The following is a 14,006-nucleotide window of genomic DNA, read 5'->3' on the forward strand; positions in this document are numbered from 1 at the left end:
ATATAAATACTTGGCATAATGTTATCATATATTTTGTATAACGTTAACCCTACACCATGTTTAAAAACTACTTTAAAACTGCTATACGTAGCTTACTGAAGCAAAAGGTATTTAGTATTATAAATGTTATTGGATTAGCCATTGGCATAAGCGCTGCTATGGTTATTTACCTGATAGTAAGTTACGACTTTAGTTTCAACAAGCTACAGGCAGATGATGAACGTATTTACCGGGTGGTATCAAACTTTTCATACCAGGGCGAAGAAAATTTCAATTCAGGTGTACCGGTGCCGTTAGGGCCTGCCGTGAAGGCCGGGGTAACCGGCGTTGATGTGGTTGCTCCTTTTTACGGTTATGGCTATGAAGGAAAAGTAACTGTTGACAGTGCTAACGGCACGCCTAAAACCATAAAAAAACAGCAGCATATTGTAGTTACCGATGGCTCATACTTTGACCTGCTAAATTACAAGTGGTTGGCCGGCGCGCGGGCTCAGGCGTTTAAAGCCCCAAATCAGGTAGTCCTTACTGCTAAACAGGCTAAACTATACTTTCCGAATTTGAGCTACGCAGCCATGATGGGCAAGCAGGTAATTTATGAAGATACATTGCGTACCACAGTTGCAGGCGTTGTTGAAGACCTGCAGGTAAAAACCGACTTTGTTTTTCACGACTTTATAAGTTTGAAAACGGCAGACACGCATAAACGCATGATTGAAGAATACACCAATTTAAATTGGGGCAATACATCTTCATCAAATCAACTACTTATCAAGATAAGAAAAGACGCATCAATAGCTCTCATCAAAAAACAAATTAATGCGCTATATGAAAAAAACCGCGACAAGAAGTACAGCAGTTCAGGCCAAACTCATGAGTTTGATTTACAACCGTTAAACGACATACATTTTAATAGCAGGTATGATGCTTTTGACGGGCGCCAGGCTAATAAAACTGTACTGTACAGTTTGCTTGGTGTAGCAGCCTTTTTGCTTGCGCTGGGTTGTATAAACTTCATCAATCTTACTACAGCTCAATCTGTACAGCGCTCTAAAGAAATTGGTGTACGTAAAACAATTGGTGGCACACGGCAGCAGCTTATAGGGCAGTTTTTAACCGAAACGTTTGTGCTTACCGTTATTGCAACGTTGGTATCGGCCTTGATAGCTTACTACCTGCTGCAACTTTTTGGTGATTTTATTCCCAAAGAGATTTCTTACAGCATGCTTTTTACGCGAGAAGTATTTGTGTTTGTATTGATGTTGCTTATCGTCATATCACTTGCCTCAGGCTTATATCCAGCAATCATGCTGTCATCCTTTAAACCAGTACACGTGTTAAAGGGGCATGAGGCAAACGGCAAAACCCGCGGTACTTACTTACGCAAAACGCTTACAGTTACCCAATTTGTAATAGCCCAGTTTTTCATTATGGCTACGCTGATGGTTGGCAGCCAAATTAGTTATGTATTAAATAAAGATCTTGGCTTTTCAAAGGATGCCATATTATACATAAGCACACCCTGGAAACAATCAGCATCAAATAAAAAGGAACTATTAGCCAAAAAAATCCAGGCGCTGCCACAGGTAAAACTAGTTGCGGTGGGCGGCCCTGCCCCATCGGCAAGCGGTACCTGGAGCAGCTATATGCAATATAAAGATGGTAAGAAGGAAACGGAGACTGAGGTGTTTCTTAAAAACGGCGATGAAAATTATATTGACGTATATCAGCTCCGCTTGTTGGCCGGTAGAAAACTTGAACTGCGTGACAGTGCTTCAAAAGCATTTGTTATCAATGAAACTTACGCGCATACACTAGGCTTTAAAGATGCCCGCAAAGCTACCGGAGTTATGATTGATTATAATGATAAGAAAGTACCGGTGGTTGGCGTGGTAAAAGATTTTTATCAAAAATCATTACACACAGCCATAAAACCCGTAGCCGTCATTCTCAACAATCGTATGAACTATAACAATGTGCACGTTGCATTACAGCCACAACAAGGCAAATCGTGGTCAAAGTCAATTGAGCAAATGCAGGATATGTTTAAACAATTGTATCCGGATGAAGAGTTTAGTTACACCTTTATTGACGAAAGCGTAGCGAGGTTTTACAAAGCCGAACAAGACACTGCTAAATTACTTAACTGGGCAACCGCGCTATCAGTACTAATAAGCTGCATGGGTTTGTTGGGTTTGGCAATACATAGCACCAACCAACGCATAAAAGAAATTGGCGTTCGCAAAGTTTTAGGTGCTTCGGTAACCCAAATTGTAACGCTTTTAAGCGCCGATTTTGTAAAACTGATTGTGATAGCGTTCATTATTTCGTTGCCAATTGGCTGGTACGCCATGCATCAGTGGTTGCAGCGCTTTGCCTATCATACACCAATTAGCTGGTGGATATTTGGCGGAGCTATAATACTCACTGTTTCAATAGCAATAATCACAATGAGTATGCAGACTGTTAAAGCTGCACTTGCCAACCCGGTTAAAAGCTTAAGAAGCGAATAAGAACAAAAAACCGGAACTTAAGTGAATGCATAACCAGGTTATGCATTCACTTAAGTTTTTAATTATTCACATTAAAGACCGCCGTTAAGCAAATCCTGATACACCTGTATGTACTGCCCAACGTGCAGGCCATCCATTAGTGCGTGATGCACGTGGATAGATACCGCCATAATTTTTTGACCGTCAATATCGGTTATGCGGCCAAAACTCACTTTAGGTACACTATCATTCCGGCTGAAAGAGCGCGCATGTGAAAGGGACGTAAAGTTGATCCATGGCAAGGCCGAAAAGTGTAACACATCGTTTCCTCCCCTTGGAGGAAATAATTCGGTTGTGCTTTGTACACGCCCTATTTCTAATTCGGCACCTTCTAAAAACCTTTCAAACGATGGATGATAGTCAATATGTGAAAAGCCAAATGTACTATCGGGCCTGTTAATGGTTGCCGAAGCATGCACCTCATCATATACTACCACTTCATCGTTTTCTATACGGTACCGAAACGGCGTAACCATGTTTGCAGCTCCTAACGCCTGGTACAAATAGTAAATGAACAATGAGATTCCTGCAGATTTTGCATGCTCATATGCCAGTGTTAAATCAACGTTTACTGTTACACCGTAAAAGGGCTCTTCAAATTGTTTAAAAAATTCAAAGTGTTGCTTACGCGGCCATTTATCAAGATCAAGTAGGTGTTTCATCAATTGATATATTGTAGAATTTCGGTAATAGAATTAACGCTTTTAAAGTTAGGATGCTCAACCTGGCTCTCAACCATTTCGTGTACCCAGGTAATATGAAACGGTACATGCACGGCGTGTGCGCCTATGTTGAGTACCGGTATAATGTCAGACTTGAGCGAGTTACCAATCATGAGCAATTCCTGCGGTTGAATATCAAGATGCTTAATCAGTTTGAGGTAACTGGCATCGTCCTTTTCCGACATTACTTCAATGTGATGGAAATACCCGCTTAAGCCCGATTTTTTCAATTTCCGTTCCTGATCTAACAAATCGCCTTTTGTAGCAACCACCAATCGGTACTTGTTTTGTAAAGACTGAAGCACTTCCTCAACACCATCAATTAACTCAATGGGTTGGTTAAGCATCTCCTTCCCAAGATTCAATATGCGGCCAATAGCCTCTACACTTATTTGCCCGGCAGTTACGCTGAGCGCGGTTTCAACCATTGACAGTACAAAGCCCTTTATGCCATAACCGTAAAGACTAAGATTGCTTATTTCCGTCTTTAAAAGCTCACGTTCCAAACTATGTTGAGGCATAAACTCACTAAACAGGCTGCAAAATTTTTCCTCGGTTTGCCTGAAATACGGCTCGTTAACCCAAAGTGTATCATCAGCATCAAATGCAATAACCTTAACGTTCATTTTAGCAGGTATAGAGCACAAAGATGCTCAAAAATACCTTTCATTAACAAGAAAGTTACGATGTGATATAAGTAACTAAATGTTAAAAAACTTGACTCGTAAAACTTTATAGAATATTTTTGTAACTGAAGCAACAATCTTGGGTTGTTGTTTTCATAAGTAAATTATTAGATCTAGAAAACCGGATGCGAGATCCGGTTTTCTTATTTCCACCCTATTCCGAACAGTGTTTCAAGCACCAATCTTTTTAATTTACTTTACCCCGACACAATGCAACGCTTAAAACGTTGACATATACACAAATAAATGCGTACATTTGCGCCCTAAAATTCTATTTGTATAAAATATGAAATTATCTCAATTTAAGTTCAATCTTCCCGAATCATTGATTGCTCACAACCCGTCTGACGTTCGTGATGAATCCCGCCTGATGGTGTTGCACCGCGACTCTGGTAAAATTGAGCACAAGATATTTAAGGATGTTTTGGATTACTTTGACGATCAGGATGTTATGATTCTCAATAACACCAAAGTTTTCCCTGCCCGTATGTACGGTAACAAGGAAAAAACCGGTGCTACTATTGAGGTTTTCCTGCTGCGCGAGCTTAACAAAGAGCTACGCCTTTGGGACGTTTTGGTTGATCCGGCTCGTAAAATTCGTGTTGGTAACAAGTTATACTTTGGCGACGATGACCTTTTGGTTGCCGAGGTAGTTGACAATACTACATCACGTGGCCGCACCATCCGCTTTTTATTTGACGGTACCGACGAGGAATTTCGCCGTAATGTTGAAATCTTAGGCGAAACCCCACTTCCTAAATACATTAAACGTAAAGCTACTGCCGACGATAAAGAACGCTACCAAACTATATTTGCGAAAAATGAAGGTGCGGTTGCTGCCCCTACCGCAGGTTTGCACTTTAGCCGTGAGTTAATGAAACGCCTGGAATTAAAAGGTGTTGAGTTTGCTGAGGTAACTTTACACGTTGGTTTAGGCACGTTCCGCCAGGTGGAGGTTGAAGACCTTACCAAGCACAAAATGGATTCGGAGCAATTTATTATTGAGCAAAAACAAGCTGATATTGTAAACCGTGGTATTGAGCGTAAAAAACGTATATGTGCTGTTGGCACCACTTCAATGCGTACTATCGAGTCAGCGGTTTCGGCTAACAAAACTTTAAAATCTGCTAACGACTGGACCAGCAAGTTTATCTTCCCTCCGTATGAATTTAGCATTGCTAACTCAATGATTACCAATTTTCACACACCTGAATCAACCCTGTTGATGATGATTTGCGCCTTTGGTGGTTATGAGCATGTCATGAATGCTTACGAAATTGCCGTAAAAGAAAAATACCGCTTTTACAGCTATGGTGATGCCATGTTAATTATATAATTAGCTTACAGTTGATGGTTTGTAGCTTATAGCTATGCTGCTGTCTCAACATAATTAAACGCTGTGCTTATGCACGGCGTTTTTTATTCATCATCTTTTTTTGACATATTTGATACCATGCTGCACGCCGCGCCTCAAATTACACACAACTTACATCATCCAGCTCAAAAAAGCTACGCCATCATTGTTGCCGGGGGTTCGGGCACGCGCATGCAATCGGCAGTGCCTAAACAATTTTTACCGGTAAACAACTTGCCCGTATTAATGCATACCTTACTTGCATTTAGCAAAAGCCAATATACACCTAATTTGATAGTGGTACTGCCCGATAGCCACCATGATTACTGGGCACAGTTATGCAATCAACATGCCTTTAGCATGCCCCACGAGTTAGTCAGCGGCGGCCCCACCCGGTTCCACTCTGTTAAAAATGGATTGAAATTAGTGCCTGATGACGCACTGGTGGCCGTACACGATGCAGTACGACCGCTTACTGATCCAATTATAATTGATGCGGCCTACAAGCAAGCAGGCATACAGGGAGCAGTAGTTGTGGCAGTGAAAAGCCGCGATTCGGTAAGGCAGGTAAAAGGGCCTTTTACCCAAAGTCTTGTGCGCGATGAAATTTACCTGGTGCAAACACCTCAAACCTTTAAAGCATCGCTCCTAAAAGCTTCATACGAGCATCCGTACCACGAGAGCTTTACCGACGATGCCAGCGTAGCGGAATACGCCGGCCATACCGTACATATTGTTGAAGGCAGCTATCAAAACTTCAAAATTACTTTTCCGGAAGATATAGCCATTGCAGAGTTATTGTTAAAGCAGTAGGGTAACAACAAAAAAGCCGTTTGCACAAAGTACAAACGGCCCAGACTTACTTGTTAAAGTAAATAAGTTATGCCCTGCGGATGATGCCTAATAGTAAAGCTATAACAGCAATAACAATTAAAATGTGAATTAAACCGCCTACGTTATAAACGAATGCGCCTAATAACCAACCGATAATCAGGATAACGGCAATGATATACAATAAGCCTCTCATAGTGATGTGTTTTTTAGTTAGATAATGTATTTGTTTGCTTAAATAACCAACACAATTCCGAATTGTTGTAATAAAATAAAAAAACCTGCGTTGTTGCAGGTTTTAAATCTTTTTAATATTCGTCTTCGTTAAAGAAGAAGTCATCCTTTGTAGGATAATCGGGCCAGATTTCTTCAATGTTTTCATAAGGCTCACCATCATCTTCTAAAGCTTGCAAATTTTCAATTACCTCCACAGGTGCACCCGAACGGATAGCGTAATCAATCAACTCGTCTTTAGTAGCAGGCCATGGTGCATCTTCCAGATGTGAAGCCAGTTCAAGGGTCCAGTACATATGTTTATTATTTATGATTTGGGTTAAATTCCAATTTTTGCAAAAATATAGTATTTACGATTGGTTTATCAAATTATTTTTTCAAAAGTTCTACGTTTTTGGAAGCCATTTGTTTTCAGCAATTTCATGTTCGTTGCCAATTTTCCGGGCCAGCACAAAAAGGTAATCACTTAAACGGTTCAGGTACACTATTACCAATTCATCAACCAAACTCTCTTCACTCAACCTAACTACTATGCGTTCGGCACGGCGGCAAATGCAGCGTGCCACATGGCAAAATGATATAGCGTTACTACCACCCGGAAGTATGAAATGTTTTAGCGCAGGCAATTGTTTGTCCATTTCGTCAATTTTCTCTTCCAGTATCAACACATCACTGTCAGTAAGGTCGGGCAACATAGGGTACGGTTTATCAGGGTCGGCAGCAAGTGAGGCACCCACTGTAAACAAGGTATCCTGAATTGTCTTTATAAATTGTTTATGTTGGCTGGCAATATCCTGATCGGCAATCAATCCCAGGTAAGCATTAAGCTCATCAACCGTACCATAGCTTTCTATACGTATATGAGCTTTGGTAACACGCGTACCTCCTATAAGTCCGGTAAAACCTTTATCGCCGGTTTTAGTATATATCTTCATTAATTAGTTGTTGTAAATTATTTAATAATGATTTGATGCAATATGAATAATTTTTGATGTTTACATATTATACAATCTGCATATATGAGGTTTCAGCAAAAAAACACCAAATATTCACAATACACAAAAAAGTTATCGGTAGGTGCAGCAGCAATAGCTTTGTTGTGTTTAAGCTGCAGCAATACTGATAAATCGGCACAGAAAAAAAAACAAAATGCCCGGCAGCAACCGGTGTATGAAGCACCAGTTGCCAGTAAGCTTATTACCGAAAAACAGTTTAACGAGCTATTTCCTCAACGTAATAAGTTTTATACTTACAGCGCTTTTAAAAAGGCCATTGAAGAGCTGGGGCAAATAAAAATAAAAGTTACCCGCCGGGCAACATCTGTTTACCAGATTGTAAGAACCGACCGATCTACAGGAAAAAGCGCAGTTGTGCGCCAAGACGTTGACTGGAATGAGGACTGGGCAAAAAAAATGAAGCCCGACAGCGCTTATAATGTTGATTACGGCAAATTTTGCAATGAGAAAGACGCTGCATTGAACAAGAAAGAACTGGCCGCATTTTTCGCCCACATAGCACATGAAACACGGGGTGGCGAAGACGATACATTCACCGATGGATTAATGTACATACATGAGAAGAATACATCATCAGCTTACGTTGCCGAGAATGATGAGTACCCCCCTGTTGCCGGAAAGAAATATTATGGCCGTGGCCCGGTTCAATTGAGTTACAATGGAAATTACGGTTATGCCGGCGACTGTATTTTAGGCGACCATAACATTTTGCTTAAAAACCCCGACTTGATTGAAACCGATGCTGTACTTGCCTTTAAAACTGCGATTTACTTTTGGATGACGCCACAAACGCACAAGCCATCGGCACATGATGTAATGATTGGCGTTTGGCAACCTAAAGCCACCGACAAAGCCAAAGGCCGGGCACCGGGCTTTGGCATGACCATTAACATTGTAAATGGTGAAGTGGAGTGCAATAAAGGCGAAGACAATTACAGCATGAAAGACCGAATGAAGTTTTATCAGTTCTTTTTGAAAAAATTAGGTGTGACTGATACTGCAAACTGCTCGTGTGCTAAAATGCAGCCTTACCTGTATGGTGTAAATGAATAAGCATCATCAAATCTTTAACCATAAACAAAAAATGCTGTAGGAGATAACTACAGCATTTTTTGTTTATGGTTCTTAAAAATCAGTCGGTGACCAAAACGCCATCAGCCATTATGGTAATATCTTTTTTAGGCTTGTTGATTTTTGCAATTTCTTGGCTGCTTTTACCTGCGTCTTTTGCGTAGTGGCGCAAGCGTTCAACAGGAGTTTCGGTTACTGATGCTTTACCTTCAACAACTACATTTTTACCTACTATATTTTGAGGCATGAAGTAAGCATAGTCGGTAAACCTAACCATAATATCTTCACCGTTATCCTGCTTTAGTTTCATAAAGCAACCTTTCTTTTTACACACCTCAGTTACTTTACCACTAATTTTGCCGGTATAAACGGTATCATGGTTAAACTTTTTATTTAAAGCCGACAGGCTTATTGCCTTGTCCTTATTTATTGTCTTACCGTAAGTAACACCAGGTGAGGCAGGTTTTATGTCAGCTTGTTGAGCATATGATGCTGCACTGATTAAAAGGGCCGCAGTGAGTAATTTTAATCCTTTCATATAAGAGTATGTTGTTGACTGTAAATATAATAACTATTTTCCTTTTGGTCGGCTTGATATGTTTTTGAGGCGCAGCAAGCCCTGCAATAAAAAGAGTACAAATGCAAATACTTTGTTACAAACCAATATAACTGCACATGAGTACTATATCACATGAAATGGCACATAGGCTGCTCGGGGTTTTACTATAAACACTGGAAGGGTGAGTTTTACCCGGCTGATTTACCACAAAAAAATTGGTTTGAACACTATTGCAAGTATTTTAACACGCTCGAACTCAACGGCACGTTCTACAGCTTTCCAAAACCTTTGTCATTAAAAAGATGGTACGATGAAAGCCCTGCAGATTTTTCCTTCGCCGTGAAAGCGCATAGGGGCATTACACATTACAAACGATTTAACGACATACATGAACGTGTAAATGACTTTTACGAATTAATAGCAAATGGATTAAGCAATAAATTGGGAGCTGTACTATTTCAATTGCCGCCAAGCTTTGCTTATTCAGACGAACGTCTTAAAAGCATTGTTACCTCATTAAATCCATCATTTAATAACGTGGTTGAGCTGCGGCATAGCAGTTGGTGGATTCCTGAAGTTTATGAAGAGTTTACAAAAAGTAACATTAGTTTTTGCGGGATGAGTCATCCTGATTTGCCTGATGAGGTAATTGCAACCACATCTGATTTATATTACCGTTTACATGGCAACCGGCAGCTCTATACCTCACAATACGCGCATAACGAATTGATACAACTGGTTAAACATGTTGAGGCAACCGGTGCCAACAAGTGTTATATATATTTTAACAATGATATTGGAGCAGCAGCAATCAAAAACGCGCTCGAACTAAAAAAGCTCACACATATGAGTTAGCCGAGTGGCAATATCAACTATTTTCGGGCTCATTTTCTTCATAGCCTTTATCCATCCAATTACTTCCTTCGGTAAACCTTGCAATAAGCATGGCTGCAACATTATCGCCAGTTGCGTTTAAAAGTGTTGCCATAGGGTCTACCAGTGTACCAATGATCATTGCAGGCGGCAAGGCTTCGGGCGGAAAGCCGTAAGCTGCAATAAACAGCAACTCACCTACATAACCGCCATTAGGAATTCCGCCTTCAACAAGGCTTACCAAAACAGTCATACCTAAAGCAAGTATGATTACATCGGCGCTGTTAAACCCTTTACCAAAGAGAGCGAATACTACGGCCATTTTAATTATTGACGATATGCTTGAACCATCTTTATGTAACGTTGATCCTAGTGGAATGGTAACATTTGCGATAACGGCAGGTATACCTATTTCTTTTGCGGCATTAACGTTTGCAGGTATGGTAGCAATACTGCTGCATGTACCAATCGCCGTTGCAGATGGTATTATATTATTAGGCCAAAACTTTTTAAACCCCTTCACTCCTCCTGCTATAAAAGCATATGCGCTGAACCCAAAAACATAATAAAACGCACCAACGCCATAATAAAGTCCTAATGAACGTGCATACGCTCCAAACAACTGCGGACCAAACACCCCTACCTGGTAAGCAAAGTAAGCACCCAACCCCACCGGACCAAGTTTCATAATAATGATAAATACCTGTTTAAAAACTTCGTTACCCGCTAGCAGGAAACGCGTAAAAGCCATCCCCTTCTCTCCACTGCGTAATGCTGCAAAACCAATAATTACTGAGAAAATGATCATGGCAAGCATATTCCGTCTTGATAAGAGTTGGTAAAACTCGCCCGTAGTAAATAGCTGTGTAATTTGATCACCAACAGGTTGCTTGCTTACCTGTTCGGTGAGCGGTGCGCTGGTTAGTTGCTCATGAATGGGAAAAAACCACACCGCCATGATAGTTAAACATGCCGATATAAGCACGGTGCCTAAAAATACCGCACCCATTACGCCCAACACTTTACCCAACTTTTTACCTGGCTGCAAACCTGCAATGGCCGATGATATGGCAAAAAATACGAGTGGTATAACCGCTGTAAAAAGAAGATTAAGAAATATATCGCCAATTGGCTTCAGCACGTTTACCTTCTCACCTAAAACAAGGCCTGCAATGCTTCCTGCCACGATGCCCGTTAGAAGCCATATAATGCCTTTATAATTATTATAAAAATTGTTCATGCCCTGGTTGTTGGTTAAAAGTACTAATTACATATAACACAATTCAATAACTCTTCAAAATCATGAGGTTGTTACTTAGCTGCATTATTGCATTTAAGTTTTGCAAATCGATGTACAATATAGCTGTGCATTGTTGCGTAAAGTTGATTTAAAACAATAAAACAGACTACTGCTTATCGTGCAATCGAGCAATTACTCTCAAATTATTTAATTGTTTTTCAATTAGTTAGATATCCTTGAACACTTTTACAACTTTTGCGACTGAAAAACAATTAAACCCTCTGGCACGCTGCTTGTCTATCAATCATAACAACAATGTGAAGAGCATAATTACTAACAAAGAATTACACTTATGAAACGAATAACCTTTTTTGCAGCTTTTATTGTAGCACTTATAGCATTTAACGATTCGGCAAAGGCGCAGGTAAGCGCACATATTGGTATCAACATTGGTCGCCCGGCTTATTACGCCCCGGCACCTAGAGTAGTGGTGGTTGATCGTCCGGTGGTATATCACCGCCCGGTAAGGCATGTATATTACGAGCGCCCGGTAGTTGTGCATCGTAGTTATTACCGTCCGGCCCCACGCAGAGTAGTAGTTATTAACCCTGGCCGTGGCAGAGGCCACTGGCATGGACATGATCACGGTCATGGCCATGGCCACGGAAGATGGTAATTTTTTTATAGATGATTAATAATAGTTCGGCCCTTCAGTTGCATTACTGAAGGGTTTTTTGTTTTTGTAAGCACCTCTTTGGCTTACACACCAACTTGGCGTTTAAACACAAATTACTACCTTAGCCTGCATTTAACGCAATACAAACTATCATGAAAAAATATTTTTTTATAAGTGCGTTGGCGGTTACAGCTTTACTGGGCGCCTGCAATCAATCACACAAGCAGGAAAGCAGCACCGAAGTTACTTCTGTTGAAACATCAACCGAAGTAGCTGCTAATGATACCGCTAAAGTTTACGAGGCTTATTTAGTAGTAAAAGATGCTCTTGTACAAACCGACGGCAAAGCAGCACAACAAGCTGCTACAAAATTAACAGCCGCGCTAAGCCCTGTAAAAGGGTGTGACGAAGCAGAGGGTTTATCAAAAAAAATTGCTGAAACGGACGATATCAAATCGCAGCGTACAAACTTTTTACAACTAAGCCAGGATGTAATTCCATTAGTTAAAGGACTGAAAACCAAATCAGCACCTATATATGTTGCCTACTGCCCTATGGCAAATGAGGGTAACGGAGGTTACTGGCTATCGGCACAAAAGGAAATCAAGAATCCATACTATGGTAAAGATATGATGGATTGCGGCGAGGTTAAAGAGGAAATTAAATAAAGCCATTTTATAATTTTTTGCCTTTGAGCTAAAAACTATCAAGCCTCTAAATTGGTATTAATAACACGTATTGATTTAAGGTAAATTTTAAGTGATAAAACGCATCCGTAAATATGATTAATGGCTTAATTAATTACATTTGTCACGGATACAACTAATTATTTCTATGTCGGAAAACGCACAATTAAAAATTGGAGATAAAACCTATGATTTGCCTGTATTAGAAGGCACAGAGAACGAAAAAGCTCTTGATATTTCGAAACTTCGCGATCAAACAGGCTATATCACCCTTGATATTGGTTATAAAAATACCGGTGCAACCAAAAGCGCTATTACATTTTTGGATGGTGAACAAGGCATTCTGAAATATCGTGGTTATCCGATTGAGCAACTTGCAGAAAAATCGAGCTTTATTGAAGTTGCTTACCTGCTTATTTACGGCGAATTGCCAACCAACGAACAATTGGCAAGCTTTCAGGCCGAAATAAACCGCCATACATTGGTGCATGAGGACATGAAAAAGTTTTTCGACGGCTTCCCATCCAAATCGCACCCAATGGGTCAGTTGTCATCCCTTATAGGGGCTTTGGCTGCTTTCAATCCTGAAAGCTTAGAGCCGGGTTTAAGCCCTGAGATAGTAAATTTAGAGATACACAAGCTTATTGCTAAAATGAGCACCATCGTATCATGGATTTACAAAAAGTCTCTGGGTCATCCGGTTAACTACCCTAAAAATAAGTTTGATTATGTAACAAACTTCATGTACATGACTTTCAGCCAACCAACCGAAGATTATGAGGTTAACCCGGTGGTTATAAGTGCCATGAATAAGTTGCTTATTTTACATGCCGACCACGAGCAAAACTGCTCTGCTTCTACTGTTCGTATAGTAGGTTCATCTGATGCTAATTTATATGCATCAATATCTGCCGGTATTTCAGCTTTATGGGGGCCGCTACATGGTGGTGCTAACCAGGCTGTTATTGAAATGCTGGAGAAAATCAAGGCAGACGGTGGCGATACTGATAAATGGATTGCCAAAGCAAAAGATAAAAATGACTCATTCAGGTTAATGGGCTTTGGTCACCGTGTATATAAAAACTTCGACCCTCGTGCTAAAATCATTAAAAAAGCATGTGATGATATACTTGAGAACTTAGGCGTAAATGATGAGGTTTTAGACATTGCCAAACGCCTGGAAGAAGTTGCTTTGAAAGATCCGTACTTTGTTGAGCGCAAGCTTTACCCTAACGTTGATTTTTACTCAGGCATTATCTACCGTGCATTGGGCTTCCCAACTGATATGTTTACTGTATTATTTGCCCTTGGCCGCCTGCCGGGATGGATTGCCCAATGGAAAGAAATGAAAGAAAATAAAGAGCCGATTGGCCGCCCGCGTCAAATTTACACCGGCGCTACCGACCGTGATTATACCGATATTTCAGGCCGCTAAGCCCGATCATATTTGCAAAAGGGTTGATAGAAATATCAACCTTTTTTTATTCAAAAAAGTATTAATTTACCAAC

At 40.4% G+C, this 14,006-nt stretch carries 15 protein-coding genes; 8 read left to right on the forward strand and 7 right to left on the reverse strand.

The features are described from left to right. Positions 1-56: 56 nt before the first annotated feature. The gene (locus QZ407_RS15805; RefSeq protein ID WP_295772800.1) at positions 57-2,510 is read left to right on the forward strand and encodes an ABC transporter permease; all 2,454 of its coding nucleotides are present in this window, start codon (positions 57-59) and stop codon (positions 2,508-2,510) included. A 71-nt stretch (positions 2,511-2,581) separates the two neighbouring features. Here the strand turns inward: QZ407_RS15805 and QZ407_RS15810 are convergent, their stop codons facing one another. Together QZ407_RS15810 and QZ407_RS15815 are read right to left on the reverse strand one after the other, a co-directional pair. Then, positions 2,582-3,211 (reverse strand): chloramphenicol acetyltransferase, encoded by a 630-nt coding sequence (locus QZ407_RS15810; protein WP_295772802.1) that lies wholly within the window; start codon positions 3,209-3,211, stop codon positions 2,582-2,584. After that, on the reverse strand, positions 3,211-3,897 hold the full coding sequence (locus QZ407_RS15815) for an HAD family hydrolase (RefSeq protein WP_295772804.1): 687 nt from the start codon (positions 3,895-3,897) through the stop codon (positions 3,211-3,213). Before QZ407_RS15815 ends, QZ407_RS15810 begins: the two co-directional genes overlap by 1 nt. Before the next feature lie 346 nt (positions 3,898-4,243). On the opposite strand from QZ407_RS15815, the gene queA reads away from it, so the two are divergent. After that, entirely contained in the window at positions 4,244-5,293 is a 1,050-nt protein-coding gene (gene queA, locus QZ407_RS15820) for a tRNA preQ1(34) S-adenosylmethionine ribosyltransferase-isomerase QueA (protein WP_157539379.1), read from the forward strand. A gap of 69 nt (positions 5,294-5,362) precedes the next feature. Next, entirely contained in the window at positions 5,363-6,124 is a 762-nt protein-coding gene (locus tag QZ407_RS15825; protein ID WP_295772806.1) for a 2-C-methyl-D-erythritol 4-phosphate cytidylyltransferase, read from the forward strand. 67 nt (positions 6,125-6,191) lie between these two features. Here the strand turns inward: QZ407_RS15825 and QZ407_RS15830 are convergent, their stop codons facing one another. The 3 genes from QZ407_RS15830 to QZ407_RS15840 form a co-directional block, all read right to left on the reverse strand. Continuing rightward, complete coding sequence (locus QZ407_RS15830) at positions 6,192-6,338, reverse strand: lmo0937 family membrane protein (RefSeq protein ID WP_157539381.1); 147 nt, start codon at positions 6,336-6,338, stop codon at positions 6,192-6,194. A gap of 112 nt (positions 6,339-6,450) precedes the next feature. Further along, positions 6,451-6,672, reverse strand: coding sequence for a DUF2795 domain-containing protein (locus QZ407_RS15835; RefSeq protein WP_002996718.1), 222 nt, complete (start codon positions 6,670-6,672; stop codon positions 6,451-6,453). Positions 6,673-6,762: 90 nt separating this feature from the next. Next, the gene (locus tag QZ407_RS15840; RefSeq protein ID WP_295772809.1) at positions 6,763-7,311 is read right to left on the reverse strand and encodes a cob(I)yrinic acid a,c-diamide adenosyltransferase; all 549 of its coding nucleotides are present in this window, start codon (positions 7,309-7,311) and stop codon (positions 6,763-6,765) included. An 84-nt stretch (positions 7,312-7,395) separates the two neighbouring features. On the opposite strand from QZ407_RS15840, the gene QZ407_RS15845 reads away from it, so the two are divergent. Further along, the gene (locus tag QZ407_RS15845; RefSeq protein WP_295772810.1) at positions 7,396-8,445 is read left to right on the forward strand and encodes a chitinase; all 1,050 of its coding nucleotides are present in this window, start codon (positions 7,396-7,398) and stop codon (positions 8,443-8,445) included. 79 nt (positions 8,446-8,524) lie between these two features. On the opposite strand, the gene QZ407_RS15850 is transcribed toward QZ407_RS15845, so the two are convergent. Then, a complete protein-coding gene (locus QZ407_RS15850; RefSeq protein WP_295772811.1) occupies positions 8,525-9,001 on the reverse strand; it encodes a DUF4920 domain-containing protein in 477 nt (158 codons plus the stop codon). A 153-nt stretch (positions 9,002-9,154) separates the two neighbouring features. Here QZ407_RS15850 and QZ407_RS15855 point away from each other — a divergent pair, with 153 nt between their 5' ends. Then, positions 9,155-9,877: a DUF72 domain-containing protein gene (locus QZ407_RS15855; RefSeq protein ID WP_295772813.1), complete on the forward strand. Its 723-nt coding sequence runs from the start codon at positions 9,155-9,157 to the stop codon at positions 9,875-9,877. A 13-nt stretch (positions 9,878-9,890) separates the two neighbouring features. Here QZ407_RS15855 and QZ407_RS15860 read toward each other — a convergent pair whose 3' ends face one another. Further along, entirely contained in the window at positions 9,891-11,135 is a 1,245-nt protein-coding gene (locus QZ407_RS15860; RefSeq protein WP_295772815.1) for a dicarboxylate/amino acid:cation symporter, read from the reverse strand. A gap of 352 nt (positions 11,136-11,487) precedes the next feature. Between QZ407_RS15860 and QZ407_RS15865 the strand changes: the two genes are divergently transcribed. The 3 genes from QZ407_RS15865 to QZ407_RS15875 all read left to right on the forward strand — a co-directional run bounded on the left by QZ407_RS15865 (position 11,488) and on the right by QZ407_RS15875 (position 13,932). Beyond that, entirely contained in the window at positions 11,488-11,811 is a 324-nt protein-coding gene (locus tag QZ407_RS15865; RefSeq protein WP_295772817.1) for a hypothetical protein, read from the forward strand. Between the two features lie 152 nt (positions 11,812-11,963). Continuing rightward, a complete protein-coding gene (locus QZ407_RS15870) occupies positions 11,964-12,479 on the forward strand; it encodes a DUF3347 domain-containing protein (protein WP_295772821.1) in 516 nt (171 codons plus the stop codon). A 166-nt stretch (positions 12,480-12,645) separates the two neighbouring features. After that, entirely contained in the window at positions 12,646-13,932 is a 1,287-nt protein-coding gene (locus tag QZ407_RS15875; protein ID WP_295772823.1) for a citrate synthase, read from the forward strand. The last annotated feature ends 74 nt before the right edge of the window (positions 13,933-14,006 follow it).

This window comes from uncultured Mucilaginibacter sp. (genome assembly GCF_913773635.1).
Taxonomy (GTDB): domain Bacteria; phylum Bacteroidota; class Bacteroidia; order Sphingobacteriales; family Sphingobacteriaceae; genus Mucilaginibacter.